Source organism: Streptomyces sp. NPDC029164 (assembly GCF_055563995.1).
On the sequence record NZ_JBVHWW010000003.1, the window covers coordinates 277843 to 295233 of the forward strand.

The 17391-nt window shown below is 68.6% G+C and carries 10 protein-coding genes; 4 read left to right on the forward strand and 6 right to left on the reverse strand.

All coding sequences use genetic code 11. The features are described from left to right. The 4 genes from ACZ4VT_RS05370 to ACZ4VT_RS05385 all read left to right on the forward strand — a co-directional run bounded on the left by ACZ4VT_RS05370 (position 1) and on the right by ACZ4VT_RS05385 (position 3643). On the forward strand, positions 1–879 hold the full coding sequence (locus tag ACZ4VT_RS05370; protein ID WP_467946806.1) for an alpha/beta fold hydrolase: 879 nt from the start codon (positions 1–3) through the stop codon (positions 877–879). 196 nt (positions 880–1075) lie between these two features. Next, a complete protein-coding gene (locus ACZ4VT_RS05375) occupies positions 1076–1702 on the forward strand; it encodes a ricin-type beta-trefoil lectin domain protein (RefSeq protein WP_467946808.1) in 627 nt (208 codons plus the stop codon). A gap of 253 nt (positions 1703–1955) precedes the next feature. Then, positions 1956–2849 (forward strand): glycoside hydrolase family protein, encoded by an 894-nt coding sequence (locus ACZ4VT_RS05380; RefSeq protein WP_467946810.1) that lies wholly within the window; start codon positions 1956–1958, stop codon positions 2847–2849. A gap of 269 nt (positions 2850–3118) precedes the next feature. Beyond that, complete coding sequence (locus tag ACZ4VT_RS05385; RefSeq protein ID WP_381744971.1) at positions 3119–3643, forward strand: ricin-type beta-trefoil lectin domain protein; 525 nt, start codon at positions 3119–3121, stop codon at positions 3641–3643. 344 nt (positions 3644–3987) lie between these two features. On the opposite strand, the gene ACZ4VT_RS05390 is transcribed toward ACZ4VT_RS05385, so the two are convergent. The 6 genes from ACZ4VT_RS05390 to ACZ4VT_RS05415 form a co-directional block, all read right to left on the reverse strand. Continuing rightward, complete coding sequence (locus tag ACZ4VT_RS05390; RefSeq protein WP_467946813.1) at positions 3988–5592, reverse strand: glycoside hydrolase family 13 protein; 1605 nt, start codon at positions 5590–5592, stop codon at positions 3988–3990. 121 nt (positions 5593–5713) lie between these two features. Further along, entirely contained in the window at positions 5714–6589 is an 876-nt protein-coding gene (locus tag ACZ4VT_RS05395; protein WP_467946815.1) for a carbohydrate ABC transporter permease, read from the reverse strand. A gap of 16 nt (positions 6590–6605) precedes the next feature. After that, positions 6606–7565: a carbohydrate ABC transporter permease gene (locus ACZ4VT_RS05400; protein WP_467946817.1), complete on the reverse strand. Its 960-nt coding sequence runs from the start codon at positions 7563–7565 to the stop codon at positions 6606–6608. 98 nt (positions 7566–7663) lie between these two features. Then, on the reverse strand, positions 7664–9082 hold the full coding sequence (locus ACZ4VT_RS05405; protein ID WP_467946819.1) for an ABC transporter substrate-binding protein: 1419 nt from the start codon (positions 9080–9082) through the stop codon (positions 7664–7666). A gap of 260 nt (positions 9083–9342) precedes the next feature. Further along, positions 9343–13632 carry a discoidin domain-containing protein gene (locus ACZ4VT_RS05410; protein ID WP_467946821.1) on the reverse strand — a complete coding sequence of 1430 codons (4290 nt, stop codon included), beginning with the start codon at positions 13630–13632 and terminating at the stop codon, positions 9343–9345. A 111-nt stretch (positions 13633–13743) separates the two neighbouring features. Continuing rightward, positions 13744–17115, reverse strand: a complete 3372-nt coding sequence (locus ACZ4VT_RS05415; protein WP_467946823.1) for a CARDB domain-containing protein — start codon at positions 17113–17115, stop codon at positions 13744–13746. Positions 17116–17391: the final 276 nt, after the last annotated feature.

Consider the following 17391-nt stretch of genomic DNA (forward strand, 5'->3'; position numbering starts at 1 on the left):
ATGACCCCTCCCACCAGCACGTTCGACTACCAGCGGATCGAGGTCGCCGACGGGGTGTCCCTGAACGCGGCCGTCGTCGGCTCGGGGACCCCGATCGTGCTGCTGCACGGTTTCCCGCAGACCCATCTGATGTGGCGGCACGTGGCCGCCGATCTCGCGCACGACCACACCGTGATCTGCCCCGACCTGCGGGGCTACGGCGACAGCGACAAGCCCGTCGAGACCGACGGCACCGTCTACGCCAAGCGCACCATGGCGGCCGACGTCGTGGCCCTGGCCGGCGCCCTCGGACACGACAGGTTCGCGTTGGCCGGGCACGATCGCGGCGCCCTGGTGGCCTTCCGAGCCGGACTCGACCACCCGGACAGGATCACTCACCTCGCCAGCCTCGACGTGCTGCCCACCCTGGACATGTGGGAGGTGCTGCACGGTGTCAGCGCGGCGGTCGGCTTCCACCTCTACCTGATGGCCCAGCCGCCCGGCCTGCCCGAGCAGATGATCGCCGCGAGCCCGGACGCCTTCTTCGGCCACTTCCTCGACATCTGGACCAACGACCCGCAGGCGATTCCCGCTGACGTCCGCACCTCATATCTGGATGCCTGCCGGGGTGCGGTGCCCTCGATCGTCGCCGACTATCGCGCATCCGCCGGTATCGACATCGAGCACGACAAGGCGGACCGCGCTGCCGGGAACCAGTTGAAGATGCCGGTCACCGTGCTCCAGCAGGACTGGGGCGCGTTCCTCGGATTCGACGCGGCCGCCCTGTGGGGCTCCTGGGCGTCCGACCTGGAGCACAGGACGGTCACCTCTGGTCACTTCATGGCCGAGGAAAAGCCCTCCGAGATCGCCGAGGCGCTCCGGACTCTCCTCAGTCGCTGAACGACCGGTTGCGCTGAGCACACTCCGTCGGCCTTGGCCCAGGCCCTCTTCCGGGCCGGCGGGCGATCGGGAGGTTGCCGGCGAATCCGGCTTCCAGGCCTTGAACCGATCCGCGTGGCGCCCGTTGTCCATGAACGGAGGCAGGCACGCGAGTTCTTGCCGCCCAGGCAAATCAAGCACGAGCACAGGAGAGTTCATGACTGATGTGCACGCGGACCGGACGGGGCCTCAGCCGCCCCGACGTGCGAAGCGGTGGGTCGTTCTCGGCACGGCAGCGGCAGTGATCGCGGGCGTGGCGGTCGCCGTTCCCGCTCTCGCGGACTCCAAGTCCGACAGCGAGAAGGAGGAGACGCTGCTGCGGACCACGGCCCAGAATGTCGGGGTCACGAGGAGTTACGCGAACCCGAAATCCAACCTTTCGCTCACCGCGGGAGGTGTGGGTCCCAGCGGCAAGGGCGAGGTCTTCGCAAGAATTGGAGGCGTGAACGAGAACGTCCAGTCGTGGAACTTCCTCCGCGACAAGATCATTTCTAGGGGCGCGAGTTCCGGGGACAACCTGCGCTGCCTCGAGAGCGACAGCGGTGGGAATGTCTTCATCGCGAAGTGTGTCACCGGAAAGGATGCGCAGAAGTGGGCGCACAAGCTCGCCCAGAAGGCCCCCGGTGCTTTCCGCGACCAGGTCCGGATTCAGAACTTCCAGAGCAAGAAATGCCTGACCATCGGCAGTGCCACAGGCCGGGGGACCGCTGAGGTCGCGGCCAAGGACTGCAAGGACGAGGCTACGTCGCAGCGTTGGGTGGTCGCGTCGTTCACGAACGAGTAGTCGGCACCTGAAGGGGTCTGGCAGCCGGTGGGCTGTCAGACCCCGCAAGCCGCCCCCTCCCGAGCGTAGGGACTACGAGAGGGCGACGAAATGGCTCTGCGGAGGAGAGGGAATGAAGGGACCTGAACGCAACCGTCCGACATGGGGCCGGCGTGATGTGCTGTGCGGAGGGGTCGCGCTGAGCGCAGTGGCGGTCGCGGGCGGCGCCGCTACCGCACTCGCGCCCCCCGCTCGCGCTGCCGGCCCGGCGGGAATGCCGACCTACCGATACCTGCGCGACGCACTGGCGATGCCCTTGAACTACAACCGTACCGGCGAGTTCATCTTCCCGACCATCCGGGGAGTGTTCGACAAGATCAGTGATCCACGCTCCAAGTACTACCTCTACTACGCCCCGCACGAGAACCCCGGCGGGATCTGCGTAGCCTTCAGCGACTCACTGGAGGGGCCTTTCAGTGACTACCGCGAGAACCCCGTGATCGACAGACACCTGAACGGCACGACGGTCAGTCACGTGTCGTCGCCGCACGTCGTCTGGGATACGGCAACCCAGCAGTTCTTCTGCTACTTCCACGGCGAGAACACCGTGACCCGCGTCGCCCGCTCGCGCGACGGCATCAACTTCGTCGACGAGACGGCGATCCTGAGCACGCGCCTGGTGCCGGGCACATCGGAGACTTCCTACGCCCGGGTCTTCGAGCACGCCTTGCCCGGACGCAACAACAAGTACGTCATGGTCTTCATGGGAGTAAAGGGCGGGCGGCGGATCTTCTACGGCTGGTCCCCCAACGGATGGGACAACTGGCAGTTCAGCGCGACCCCTTTGGTGAACCCCGAAGGGGACGGTCTCACCGACATCTCCGGTCCGACCGTGGTCAAGCGCAACGGGACCACGTACATCGTCTATCACGGCAACGACGGCCGGATGCGACTCACCGAAGTCGGCAACGACTTCCGGCAGGAGAACCACCTGGGCGTCTTCCACTCGCCCATCGCTTCCGACCGGGGGCGCGTCGCGGCCCCGTCCTTCGGCTCCGAGAACGGCACGGAGTACATGTTCTACGAAGCGGGAGCGCGACTCGGCGCCCGTATCTGCATTGCGCGCGCCGTCCCGGGCCGTGCGCTCGCGCCCGGCGCGGCCGCGTGAGGTGGTTCGGGGCCCCGTTCGCACGCGTCTTGACCCTCAAGGCTTCTCACGGACCGTCCAACCAGTCGGAACAACCACGGCGTACTTGAGCAGTGCGCCACCGAAGTGAACAAGAAAACGGCCTGTGGAATGAGCAGTTGCCGATTCTATATTCGCGCCCAGCAGCATGCTCCTACCGCTACGGGAGGGTGGGGCGAACACGTCGCCGCGCCCCCGTCGAGTAGCACTTCATGCGTGCTTCACCACACGAAAGACATCTGGAGGTTTTCATGAACATGCCCCGAAGGAACACAGCCACCCGCGCCACGCTCGTTGGACTGGGCGCCACCCTGGCGGCGTTCTCCCAGGTCGCTCTCGCCTCGACGGCCCACGCGACGGGCACCTGGGACGAGAGCCGGGTCCGCATTCAGTCCGCCCGAGGGGACTGCCTCACCGCTGTTCCGCGTTCTACCAACCAGCTGGACACGGAGAGGTGCGACACGGACAACCTCCGCGGGAACTGGCGGATGGTCGACAACCGCGACGCGAACTTCCTGCTCAAGAACTGGTCCACCGGCGAGTGCCTGGATTCCGAAACGAACGTCTTGGGCGGGAAGGTCTACATGTCGGCCTGCGACCAGAACGACGGCGGCCAGGTGTGGAGGTACGACTGCTTCGAGGGAAGGCTGATGAACCTGGCCTCGACGACCTTCCTGACCCGGTTCACCTCAGGTGTGGTCGGCCATCAGCAACGATCGACCTCGGACATCGGCAAGCAGGTCTGGAACATCGTCCCCCGACCGCACGCCTGCTGAAGTAGCGGTGGACCCTCTCTCCGGCGGTGCGGACAGCTGACCGGAGGTGTCGGCCCGGTCGGTGATCACTGACGTGAAGTGGGACCGGGTCGAACCCGCCATGGAACAGCCTTGAGAGGCCGGCGGGTACCGCATCGCTACGGCTTCCCCGGGCGGGCCCGGCGCTGGAGTCGCTCAGCGGCGTGACCCTGATGCCTGATGTGGACCTGGCGGGAGCGTAGATGCCCCGGGCGCTCGACCGCCCGGACCTGGGTGACCGGGGCTGACTCCGGGCAGCCTGCCGCTGGTACGAAGAGAACGTCGTCCCCAGTGCCCGGCTGACATGGTGCAGCCCTGTCCGGTCATCAGGCGCGCAGCCATACCCCCGTGTCCTGCGGCAGCCTTCCCTCCCCGTCGAGCGGTCCGCTGGCGAGGAGGATCCGCTCGTGCGGGGGGAGTGCGGCCGGTGTGCGTGCGAGGTTGACGACGCACACCAGGCCCTCCGTACGAGCAAAGGCCAGCACCCCCTTCTCGGCGGGCAGCCAGGTCATGGGGCCGTCCCCGAAACCTCCTCCGGTGCGGCGCAGTGCCAGCGCCGTCCGGTACAGCGCGAGCATCGACCCCGGGTCGGTGTGCTGGCGGTCCACCGCGTAGTGCGTCCAGTCCCGGGGCTGGGGCAGCCACGGCTCGGACGCCGGACCGAAGCCGTACCAGGGCGCTTCGGCGGTCCAGGGCAGCGGAACGCGGCAGCCGTCGCGCCCCGGGTCGACGCCCTCGGAGCGGGCGTGCATGGGGTCCTGGATGCGGTCGAGCGGGATGTCGGCCTCGGGCAGCCCGAGTTCCTCGCCCTGGTACACGTAGACCGATCCGGGCAGTGCGAGGGTCAGCAGCGCGGCGGCGCGGGCGCGCCGGGTGCCGAGGTCGAGGTCGGTCGGGGTGCCGAAGGCCTTCTTCGCGAAGTCGAAGCCGGTGTCGGCGCGCCCGTAGCGGGTGGCGGTCCGGGTGACGTCGTGGTTGCACAGGACCCAGGTCGCGGGCGCTCCGACCGGGGCGTGCTCGGCGAGGGTGTCGTCGATGGTGCGGCGCAGCCGGTCCGCCTCCCAGGGGCAGGACAGGAAGTTGAAGTTGAAGGCGGTGTGCAGCTCGTCGGGGCGCAGGTAGCGGGCGAAGCGCTCGGAGTCGGGCAGCCAGACCTCGCCGACGAAGACTCCTTGGTAGGAGTCGGCTATCGCGCGCCAGGACCGGTAGATGTCGTGGAGTTCGTCCTGGTCGATGTACGGGTGGGGGTCGACGCCCTCGACGAAGTCGGCGAGCGCCGGGTCCTTGGCAAGGAGCGCGGCGGAGTCGATCCGTACGCCCGCGACACCGCGCTCGAACCAGAATCGCAGGACGTCCTCGTGCTCCCGGCGAACCGCCGGGTTGGCCCAGTTGAGGTCCGGCTGCTCGGGGGTGAAGAGATGGAGGTACCACTCACCGTCCTCGACCCGGGTCCAGGTCCGGCCCGAGAACTGCGAGGGCCAGTCGTTGGGCGGGAGTTCACCGTTCTCCCCGCGCCCCGGACGGAAGTGGAACAGCTCGCGCTCGGGGCTGCCGGGGCCGGCCGCCAGGGCCGCGCGGAACCAGGCGTGCTGGTCGGAGACGTGGTTCGGGACGATGTCGACGATCACGCGGATGCCGAGTTCGCGGGCTTCGGCGATCAGCTTCTCGGCCTCGGCGAGGGTGCCGAAGGCGGGATCGATGGTGCGGTAGTCGGCGACGTCGTACCCGCCGTCCACCAGCGGGGAGAGGTACCAGGGGGTGAACCAGACGGCGTCGACGCCGAGTTCGGCGAGGTAGGGCAGTCTCGTCCGGACGCCCGCGAGGTCCCCGGTGCCGTCGCCGTCGCCGTCGGCGAAGCTGCGTGGGTACACCTGGTAGATGACGGCGTCGCGCCACCAGTCGCCGGTGCGGTGGGGGAGAGGGGCTGCCACGTGACGGTCCTTTCGGGCAGGTCGGGAGTCCTCGCCGCCGGCCCGGTTGCTGCGGGGCGTGTGGACGGGCCGGCGACGAAGGTCTGAGGGTGCGCGGGTGCGGAGGTGCTGCCGGGCGCGGTCAGCCCTTGAGTCCCCCGGCGGTGAGACCGCTCATGATGTTGCGCTGGAAGACCAGGAAGATGAGCAGGGTCGGCACGGAGGCGATGGTGAGCGCCGCGATCAGCACGTTCACGGGTACGCCGTTGGACAGCGAGTAGATGCCGACGTTGAGCGTCTGCTTCGCGGGGTCGGGGAGGGTGAGCATCGGCCAGAGGAAGTCCTTCCAGACCCCCACGACGGCGAAGATCGACACCACGCCCAGGATCGGCCGTGAGATGGGCAGCACGATCGACCACAGGATCCGCGTCGGGGCGGCCCCGTCCATCGACGCGGCGTCGAGCAGCTCCCTCGGGATCGAGTCGAAGAACCGCTTGAGCAGGAAGATGTTGAAGGCGTTGGTGACCGACGGCAACCAGATCGCCCAGGGCGTGTTGAGCAGGTTGCGCTCCACGACCGGCACGTCCAGGACCGTGAGGTACTGCGGTACGACGAGGACGGTCGCCGGGATCATCAGGGTCGCCAGCATGAGGCCGAGGATCGCCTTGCCGAGCACGGGCCGCAGTTTGGAGAGCGAGTAGGCGGCCGCCACGTCGAGGACGAGCTGGAAGGCGAGGGCGCCGAGGGCGTAGTAGAGGGTGTTGAAGAGCAGGGTGGCGAGGTCCATGACCTCCCAGGCCCGTGTGTGGTTCTCCGGCATGAACGAACCGGGCACCAGGGTCGGCGGGGTCTGGATCACCTCCTGGGCGTCCTTGAAGCCGCTGGACACCAGCCAGTACAGCGGGCCGAGGAACGCCAGGGTGAAACCGCCGACGACCACGGCGAAGACGGTCCAGTAGATGGCCTTGCCTCGGGGGCGGGCGAGCTGCGCCGGCGAGATGAGTGTGCGTGTGGACATGCTGGTCTCCCCGGTCCTACTCGTCCTCGGCGCGGCTGAGCTTCACGTACGCGGCCGAGAATCCGGCCAGGAGCACGAGCAGGAGCAGTCCGAGTGCCGCCGCGGCACCGTAGTTGTTGAAGTTGAAGGCGTACTGGTAGATGAGGTAGACGACCGTCGTGGTGGAGCCCTCGGGGCCGGCGCCGCCGGTGAGCAGGAAGGGTTCGACGAAGACCTGCATGGTCGCGATGATCTGCATGAGCAGCATCAGCGAGAGGATGAGCCTCGTCTGCGGGATGGTGACGTGCCAGATCTTGCGGAGCAGTCCGGCGCCGTCCAGCTCCGCCGCCTCGTACAGCTCCCCGGGGATGGACTGGAGCGCGGCGAGGTAGATGAGGGCCGCGCCGCCCATGTTCATCCAGGTCGAGGCGATGACGACGGAGAGCATCGAGAGGCCGGGGTCCTGGAGCCACTGCTGCTCGGGCAGGTGGAAGAACCGGAACAGCTCGTTGAGCAGGCCGTAGCCGGGGTCGTACAGGTACTTGAAGAGGAGGACCGAGGCGACCGGCGGCAGCATCACCGGCAGATAGACGAGCAGCCGGAGGTAGCCCTGTCCGTGGTGGAACTCGTTGATGACGAGGGCGACGACGAACGGGACGGCGAATCCGAAGACCAGCGCCAGCACGGTGAACAGGAGCGTGTTGCGCCACGCCTGCCAGAAGGCCGGGTCGTTGGAGACCGTGACGAGGTTGTCGAGACCGACCCAGGTGGTCTGACCGCCCTCGGTCTTCTGGAAGGCCAGGAAGAACTCCCTGACCATCGGGTACCAGGAGAACACCGCGAAGCAGAGGACCGCGCCGATGAGGAACCCGTGGGCGGTGAGGTTGCGCCGCAGGCTCATCGCGAAGCGCCCACCAGGAGGTGTGGGCTCCGCCGCGTGCGGCGGGGAGTGGCGGGGGGAACCCGCCTTGCCAGGGGTCAGGCTGGGGGCCGACATCGTCGCTCCTCGGTGCTGGTCTGCCGGGTTGTCGTCTCACGGATGGCCGAGGTCCCGGGCGGGGGCGGCTCGTCGGTCCGGCCCTGCCCGGGATCCGGTCAACCGGTGGCGAGGACCTGGTTCACCTGCGACTCGGCGGTGGAGAGCAGCTTGTCCATGTCGGCGTCCTTGTTGGTGAGGATGCCGGACATCACGTTGTCGAGGACCTTGTAGACCTCCTGCGCCTTCGGCGGCTCCGCCTTGCCCGCGACGGGGTTGTCCATGAAGGTCTTGAAGTTCGCGACCGGCATGGTGGCGTGCTCCACGCGCGCGGCGTCGTCCTTGGCCTTCGACCCGTTCAGCCAGAAGTTGGGCTGCGGAACGCCGACGGGCAGGCCGTCCGCCTTGGCGCGGGACCAGTCGAACTGGCCCTTGCCGACGCTGAGGTTCTTGAAGTTCAGCCAGGCGACGGCGGCCTTGATCTTGTCGGAGGGGATCCCCTTCTTGATCATGTAATTGTTGCCGCCGGCCAGGGTGGCCTTCTCACCGGGGATCGGTCCCATGCCGAAGTTCTCGTACTTCGCGCCGAGCTGCTGGACCATGTACGCGATGTCGTCGGGCGCGGCGAGGAACATGCCGAGCTTGTCGGTCGCGATCTGCTTCTGCAGGTCGCCCCACTTGAGCAGCTGGGTCTTGCCCATGCTGTCGTCCTCCCAGCGCATGGCGTGGAGGTTCTTCGCGACCTGCTTGCCGAGCTCGTTGTTGAACGCGGCCTTCTTGCCGCCGGCGTCGACGACGTCGCCGCCCAGGCTGTACATCTGCGCGGTGAAGTGCCAGCCACCGGTGTTGCCCGCGCTGTACTCGCCGAAGCCCGCGACCCCGTTGCCGAGTCCGGCGATCTTCTTCGCGGCGGTGCGGACCTCCTCCCATGTGCGCGGCGGGGCGTCGGGATCGAGGCCGGCCTGCTGGAAGAGCTTGCGGTTGACGAGCAGGCCCATCGTGTAGTTGCTGGTGGGCAGGCCGTACAGCTTGCCGTCCTGCTTGAGCGAGCCGAGGACGTTCGGGTCGATGTCCTTCAGGGCGGGGACCGACTTGTCGTTGACGTACGCGGTGATGTCGGCGGCGCCGTCGTTGTCCAGGACCTGCGGCAGGTCGGTGAAGTACGTGTAGAAGACGTCCGGCTGCGACTTGGCCTTGAGCATCGCGGTGAAGCGGGGCGGTTCGAGGCACTGGCCGGCGGTGGAGCGGCCCTCGATCGTGACGTTGGGGTACGTCTTGTTGAAGGCGGCGACGTCCTCCTGCCACTCCTTGAGCTCGGCCGCCTTCGCCGCCGGGGGCATGCAGTCGATGGTGAGCGTCACCTTGGTCTTCGGGTCCAGCGGAGCGGCGGGGTCGGATGACCCGCCGCCCTCGGAAGCACCGCTGCCGTTGTTGTCGCTGCTGCTCGTGCCACAGGCGGCGAGCGCGGTCAGCGTGAGCGCGGAGACGAGGGTGACCGCGCTGGCGCGGCGCGTACGGCGGAACCGGGCACTTCTCATGGGTGGTCCCCTTCGGGCATGAACGTGGAGGTCACCCCACCGCCGATGCGTTCGTGGGGCGCGCCACACTCAAGCATCCCCAACAAGTGAACGCAAGATATCGCGCTGATTTCGTAATTGCCTGACAGGAAGAAGAAGGGGGCCGGGAAATCGGGGTCTCCAGGGGTCGTTCGGCCGCAACGCATGCAAGGTCGACGCAAGCGGCCGCAAGCCGCCTGCGCCGACTCTGGGGGCGGGTGCCCGTGGTGTCGCCGGACCCGCTAGGGGTTGATGTTGATCTTGAATGTGGAGGTGGTGTTACGGACGTCCACCGCGTTGTTGCTCAGCTGAAGGCCGTTGAAGGTCACCTCCCCCACGGCGGGGCCCTGCCCGGACTCGGGCAGCTCGTTGGCCCAGAGCCCGAAGCCCGACTTCGCGTCGTACGCGTCACCGCTCTTGCGCGCACCCGTGATGGAGATGTCCGTGAACACGGTGTCCTTGATGGGGAACTGCGGCTGCCCGCCGACGTAGTTCGTCTGGAACATCACGCCGCTGTACGTCGGGTCGACGATGTCGACGTGGTTGACCCTGATCCCCTGGAAGACCTTGGAGGCGGAGAACACCCAGATGCCCGGGAAGGTCTGCGAGCCCCAGAAGTGCCCGCCGGCCCGGACGATCGAGATGTTCTCGAAGGTCGTGGGATCGGTGCCGAAGCCGTTCATCGGGTAGCCGAAGTCAAGCGAGGAGATGGTGATCCCGGAGTAGACGAGCGTGTCCGCGATGTGGATGTTGCGGAAGGTGTTGTTGTAGCCGCCGTACACGGCGACACCCGCGGCCCGCCAGGTGAGCGTCGACGTCAGGTTCTCGTAGACGTTGTTCTTCATGTCCGCGCCGCCCGCGTCGATCGCGGAGAAGAGCGCGAAGCTGTCGTCGCCGGTGGCCCGCGCGTCGTTGTTGGTCACGAGGTTGTCGGTGGAGCCGTTGGTCATGTTGATGCCGTCGGCGAACATGTTCCGGATCCGCGAGTTCCGAATCGTGATCCGGTCGGTGTTGGCGCCCCAGTAGAGGCACACCATGTGCTCGTTCCAGATGTCGTCGATCACGATGTCGGTGACGCCTCCGAAGTCGAAGACCTTGCCCGGGCCGTCGATCCGCGAGGTGTAGTTGCCGAAGTAGGCGAAGCCCTTGAAGAGCGAGCCCTTCGCCGCCGCCTCGGCCCGGAAGCCGACGTCGGTGTTGTCCTGGGTGGAGGGCGCGTGGAACTTCGTATACCAGGGCCCGGCGCCGACGACCTTCACCGCCTTGCCGTACACCTGGAACTTGCTCGACGTCTGGTAGTCGCCCGGCGGCAGGTAGACGCCCACGAGGGTGCCCGTGGTGTCCATCCGTACCTGGTCGAGCGCGTTCTGGACGTCCTGGTGACCGAACCCGGCGGGGACCGTGTACGTGGCCGGGTCCGGGTTGGCCACGGGCGCGACCTGTTCCAGGTTCACGAAGTCGATCGCGTACGTCTGGGTGTTCGCGGCGTCCTTCTGCAGCCGGATCCTGCTGCCCGCCCGCACGGTCTCGCCGAGCATGACGTTCGCCTCGTCGTAGACGTGGCGCGGGGCGCCGGCGCCCGGGGAGTTGCCGGGCGCGGTCTCGGCGCCGTACAGCCAGGCGTACTTCGACGTCACCGGGAGCGCCTTCTTGAACACCCCGTCCACGTACACGCCGATCGTGGAGTCGATGCCCCCGCCGCCCGGGGCGTCGGGCAGCGAGACCCGCGCGACCAGGGTGTTCGTGTCGGCGCGGGTGGTGAACTCGACGTACTCGCCCGTCGCGTCCAGGTTCACGGCCTTGCGGCCCGAGGCCTCGCCCGCGATGTCGCCGACGGTCCGGTTCGGGCCGACGACCTGCGCGCCGCCCCCGGCGGTGCCGTCCTCCGCCTCGTACATGTCGTACGGCATGTTGGCTCCGCGACCGACGAACAGCGGCTGGGTGGAGGTGTTGTTGGCGCGCTTGACCGGCAGTTCGTTGGCGTCGTCGGCGAGGACGACCTTGACGGTGTACGAGCCGTTGACGGCGGTCCAGGAGCCGAGGCTCACCTCGGCCGTGGCCCCGGCGGCGATGGCTCCGCTGTGCGCCCCGGTCAGCGTCTTGACCGTGGCTCCGGTGGAGTCGACGAGGGTGAGCGTGACGCCGTGGCTGCCCGGCGCGCTCGCCACGGTGCCCTGGTTCCTGACGGCCGCCTTGAAGGTGACGGCGTCACCGGCCGCCGGGCTGGACGGCGCGGTCGTCACGGAGGACGCGACCAGGTCGGAGCTGGAGACCGGTCTGACCACGAGCTCGCTCGCGCTGGTGAAGGTGTTGTTGGACTCGTTCTGCTCGATGACCGCGTTCGCCTCGTCGGCGACCGCGCTCAGCTGGTACGAACCGGCGTCCCGCGCGCCGATGGAGGCGCTGACCGTGGTCTGGGCACCGGCGGCCAGGGCGCCGACCTGGGCGGTGGCGACCTTGGTGCCGCCCAGCCGCAGCGCGACGGCCGTCGCCGGTGCGGCGGCCGGACCGCCGTTGCGGACGGTGGCGCTGACCGTGATCGGGTCCGACTCGACCGGGGAGCCGGGGGAGGCGGTCAGACCGGTGACCTCCAGGTCCGGGTTGGGCGCAGGTACGCCGATGACCTGGAACTCGGCGAGCTGGCCCGCCGAGGAGCCGGAGTTCGCGGTGAACTTCAGCTGGACGTCCGCGACCCGGGCGGAGACCGGGATCGTGGCGGTGTTGCCGCCGCTCGCCGGGTTGAAGGTGTAGCTCTTCGCGGCGACGAGGCTGCTGTGGCCGGACGCGCTCTGCTCGCGACCGAGGACCTCGACGGTCTGGCTCCGGGTGCCCCAGACGGCGTCCGGGTTGAGCTTGAGGACGAGCCGGCCGAGGTCGGCGTTGGAGCCGAGCTTCACGGTGAGGGTCTGCGGGTAGCTGCCGCCCGCGCCCTCCCAGTACGTCGTCACGTTGTTGTCGTTGGCGTTCGCGGCGGCGTACGTGTGCACCGTGGAGGAGGCGGCGATCTCCTTGCCGACCGCCAGGTTGGAGCCCGAGCCGCCGGTGCCGTCGCGGGTCACGGCGTTGCTGTTGGCCGACTGGTTGCCCGCGGCGTCCTTGGCGCGGACGTGGTAGGTGACGGTGGCGGAGGCCGGCTGGGTGTCGGTGTACGTGGTGACGTTGCCGGCCACGCTGCCCCGGAGGGTGTTGCCGGCGTAGACGTCGTAGCCGGTGACGCCCACGTTGTCCGAGGAGGCGTTCCAGGTCAGCTTGATCTGACCGGCACCGGGTTCGGTGAGCGCGAGGTTCGCGGGCGCGGTCGGCGCCTGGATGTCCCCGGTCTCGGCGGTACGGGTCACCGTGTTGCTGTCGGCCGACTGGTTGCCCGCCGCGTCCTTGGCGCGGACGAGGTAGGTGACCGTCTGGTTCGCCGGCCGGGCGTCGGTGAAGGTGGTGACGCCCCCGGCGACACCGGTCAGCAGGGAGCCGTTGGCGTAGACGTCGTAGCCCGTGACGCCGACGTTGTCGGTGGCCGCGTTCCAGGTGAGCCTGATCTGGTCGCCGGCGGGCTGGGTGAAGGCGAGGTTCGCGGGCGCGGACGGGGCCTGCGTGTCGCCCGTCCGGGGGCCGTAGACCTCCAGCTCGGAGAGCTGGGCGGCGGCCCGCACGCTGTTCGCCGTGACCAGGACGCGGACGTAGCGGGTGGTGGCCGCGTCGAAGGCGATCGTCGCGGAGTGTCCGCCGGCCCCGTCGAAGGTGTACGCCTGGGAGGCGGTCAGGTCGGTGAAGGCGGTGCCGTTGGTGCTGCCCTGGATCTTCAGGGTCTGGCTGCGCGACTCCCAGGTGGCGGGCAGGCGCAGGACGGCCCGGTCGACGCGGACTGCGGCGCCGAGGTCGGCCTGGATCCACTGGGGGAGGGCGTTGTCGGCGCTCTCCCAGTAGGTGGCCCGGTTGCCGTCGTTGGCGTTGCCCGCCGCGTACACCTGGGTGTGGCTGCTCGCGGTCAGGGTGCGGCCGCTCGCGAGGTTCACGGAGGACCCGTCGGCGGCGTGCACCTCCAGTTCGGAGAGCTGGGCGGCCTGCCAGCCGGTGTTGGCGGTGATGTTGATCCGGACGAACCGGGCCTGCGTGGCGGGAAAGGTCACCGTGACGGTGTTGGCCGCGCCCGGGGCGAAGGTGTAGGCGGCGGAGTTCTTGAGGGTGGCGAAGCTCGTGCCGTCCGCGCTGCCCTGCACGGAGAGCGTCTGGTTGCGGCTCTCCCAGCCGGCGGGCAGCTTCAGGACCACCTCGTCCACGCGGGTCGTGGTGCCGAGGTCGGCCTGGACCCATTGCGGCAGGTTGCCGCCGGCGCTCTGCCAGTACGAGCCCTGGTTGCCGTCGGTGATGTTTCCGGCGCCGTACTCGGCCACGGCGCTGCTGGCCGCCGCCGCGTCGCCGAGGGCGATGTTGGGGCCGCCCGCGGCCTGGGCCGTCATCAGCGGACCGCCCAGTGCCAGGAGGCTGGTCGCGACCACGGTGCTCAGGAACCGTGGTCTCCAGTCGGAAATGCTCATCTGTCCTCTCAGTCCTCGATCTCGGCCTCGCGCCCGACCGGCGACGAGGCACGGCTCAGGGGCGGCGGCCCCGTCGGAAGGGGGCCGCCGCACGGGGGTGTGGCGTGAGGGTCAGTTCCTGTTGACGACGAACTGCGAACCGGGCTCGATGAGGACATCGCCCTCGGCCGAGTTGGTGATGGTCACGCCCGTCAGCGTCGCGCTGCCGCGCGCCCCGCTCATCGCGAGGACGCCGGAACCGTTGTTCGACTTGTCGATCCGAACGTCTCTGATCTTCACGTCCGGCATCTCGCCGCCACCCGTCTTGAACTGGATGCCGTCGTACGTCGAGTCGAGGATCTCGGAGTCCCGGATGGTGACGCCCGGGATGGGCTGCCCCTGCGCGAAGAGGGTGATGGCGCCGAACTCCTGGTCCTCGTTCCAGAACGCGCCGCCGGTGCGGTGCAGGGCGTTGTTGGCGATCAGCGTCTGACCGGAGAAGGGCAGCGGGTCGTGGTCGGTCGCCAGCATGATGCCCGGGTAGTTCATGGTGTCCGAGATGATGTTGTTCTCGATGGTGTTCCCGAAGCCGCCGTAGACCGCGATGCCGTTGGCGCGCCAGGGCAGCTGGATGGTGTTGTTGCGGAAGTGGTTGTTGGATCCGATGTCCACCGAGGTGTCCTTGACGTACTTACTGGCCCACACGGCCAGCGCGTCGTCACCGGTGTTGCGGAAGGACGAGTCGAAGACGGTCGAGTTGCGGGTGCCGTTGGCGAAGTTGATGCCGTCGGCGTACGTGTTGCGGACCCGCATGCCGGTGAACTCAAGACCGTCGCCGGGGCCCCAGAGCTCGGGGAGGTTGGAGTGGTCACGGCCGGCCCAGACACCGACGTTGGCGTGCTCGATCCAGACGTTGCTGATCTTGGTGCCCTTGCCGAAGCGGCCGTTCAGGCCGACGCCGCCCTCGGCGTTGCCGTCACCGCCGCGGATCTGGCCCGATCCGAAGATGGCGATGTCGGATATCTGCGTGTTGTGGTCGATGTCGAAGCCGAAGTTGCCCTCGTGCGGGTGGTTGATGCCGCCCGCCTGGTGCGGCGGAGTCAGCGTGTACAGCTGGGAGTGCCACATGCCCGCGCCGCGGATCGTGACGTCCCGGATGCCGACCTGGTTGAACTGCCCGCGGTTGAGCGGATCGTCGGTCAGGATCTTCTGCTCCTGGCGCCACTGCCCGGCGGGGATCCACACGCAGGGGATCTGACCGTTCTGGTCGGCGGTCACCGCGCGCTGGAGGGCGTCGGTGTCGTCGATGCCGTCATTGGGGACGGCGCCGTACTCGGTGATGGAGACGCAGTTCGCCGGCTTGGCGGCCGGGGGCGCGACCTGCTCCAGGTCGATCAGGTCGATGATGTGGAAGGCAGCCGAGTCGCCCGCGTCGCGCTGGAGCCGGAACTTCGTGCCCACCGGGTAGGTCTGCGCCAGCAGCGCGTGCGACTCGTCGAAGAGCCGCCGTGCGTCACCGCCGGGGCGGTTGGTGAGGCCCTCGGGGTCGTCGGTGGTGCCGTAGAGCCAGCTGTGCTTGGACGACAGGGTCAGCTTGCGGACGAAGACGCCGTCCGCGTAGAGGCTGATCGTGGCTTCCGCCCCGCCACCGGCGGCGGAGTCGGGAACCGAGTTGCGTACGACGATCGAGTTCGAGGGGTTCGTCGAGGTGAACTCCACGTACTGACCCTGGGCGGTGAGGCGCACGGACTTCCGGCCGGAGGACTCGGTGGCGAAGTTGGTGTGGCCGAAGGTCCGCTTCTGGTCGGCGGTGAGCAGGGTGCCCTCGTAGCGGGCGTCCTCCGCCTCGTACTCGGTGTACGGCACGGCCGCGCCGCGTCCCACGACGAGGGAGCGCGTGAAGACGTTGTTGTTCTCGTCGGTCTCGGTGACGGTCCCGGTGGCGTCGGCGGTCGCGGCGAGCGTGGCCCCGCCGCTGGTGGCCGTCCAGGTGCCGGAGATCGCGACGTTGGCGGTCTGGCCTGCGGCGATCGCGCCCGCGGTGCCGTTCAGGGTGGTGGTTCCGGCCGTCAGCCGGGTGACCGTGCCGGCCGGGGTCCCGGTGGTCCCGCGGTTGTTGACCGCGACGGTGAAGGTGACGGCGGAGCCGACGGCGGGGCTGGCGGGGTTGGTGGTGATCCCCGTGATCCGCAGGTCGGGGCCGGGGCTCTGGCCGACGACGAGTTTCGCCGCCGCCGTACGGCTGTTGTTGCCGTTGTCATGCTCCGCGACGGTGTCGGTCGGGTCCACCACGGTCGAGACGGTGTACGAGCCCATGGGGCGCTTGCCCACCGTGACGGGGACGGTCGCCGAGGCGCCGGCGGCGAGCGCGCCGACCGGGGCGGAACCGGCGACGACGCCCTCCAGGCTGACCTGGACGGTGGTGGCGGGCGCCGCGGCGGTGCCGGCGTTGCGCACGGTGGCGTTGACCGTCACGGAGTCCGTCTCGGAGGGGGAGGACGGGGTCCAGGTCAGGTCGGTGACGGTGAGGTCGGGGTTCGGCGCGGCCGCGCCCACGACCTGGAACTCCGCGACCTGGCCTCCGGGGGCGCCGGTGTTGGAGAAGAAGGTCAGCCGCAGGTCCGCGTACCGGCCGGTCACCGGGATCGTGACGGTGTTCTGGCCGGAGAACGGGCTGAAGGCGTAGTCGGCCCGCGCTTTGAGGGAGGTGAAGCCGGAGGCCGCCTGCTCACGACCGAGTACCTCGATCGACTGCGTCCTCGGTCCCCACACCTGGTCGGGGTTGAGCTTGACGACCACGGCCGAGACGTCGGCGTTCGCACCGAGTTTCACCGTCAGGCTGGACGGGAAACCGGCGGACTCCCAGTAGGTGGTGGTGCTGTCGTCGTTGGCGTTGGTGGCGACGTACGTCTGCGTGGCCGAGGTCGCCTCGATCGGCTTGTTGCGCGCCAGGTTGGTCCCCTCGACAGGCGGGTCCACGGGGCCGCCGCCGTCGGCGTATATCTCCACCTCGGAGAGCTGGGCGGCGTTCCAGCCTGAGTTCGCCGTCACCTGAATCCGGAGGTACCGGGTGGTGACGGAGGTGACGCCGATGGTCACGGTGTTCGCCTGGGAGGGGCCGAACGCGCGGGACTGGGCGGCCGCGAGGGTGGTGAAGGCGGTGCCGTCGGTGCTGCTGAGCACCCCGATGGTCTCGTTACGAGCCTCCCAGGTGGTGGGGAGCTTGAGGACGACACGGTCGACCCGGGTTCCGGCGCCGAGGTCGACCTGCACCCACTGGGGGAATGACCCGGCCGGACCCTCCCAGTAGGACTGCTGGCTTCCGTCGGTGACGTTGCCGGCCGGGTACGCGCCGTGGGCGCCACCAGCCGTGGCCGTTCGGCCGAGCGCCAGGTTGGGCCCGGCGACTGCTGCGTACGCGTTGACCGGCAGGAGTCCGACGGCGATCAGTCCGGCTATCAGCATGCCGACCGTCAACCGCCAGCTCAGGATTTTGCCTCTCATATGGGCCTCTCCGCCTGCTGGGTCGCGGCGCCGGCCCGAAACAGTGACTCTCGCCAGGAACCCAGCGGAACTCTGACAATGAATGACGGTGGGATACAGACTTATTGAGCTTTTTCGTTAATCTTTTGCACCGTCGAGCTGTCAGGTTTCTATCAGGTCACCGCTTTGTCAACAGCCGTGACAGAAAACGGCTCCGGGGGGGGGGGGGGGGGGGGGGGCCCCCCCCCCCCCGACAAAGAAAAAAGAAAAAAAGGAAAAAAAGAAAAGGAAAAAGGG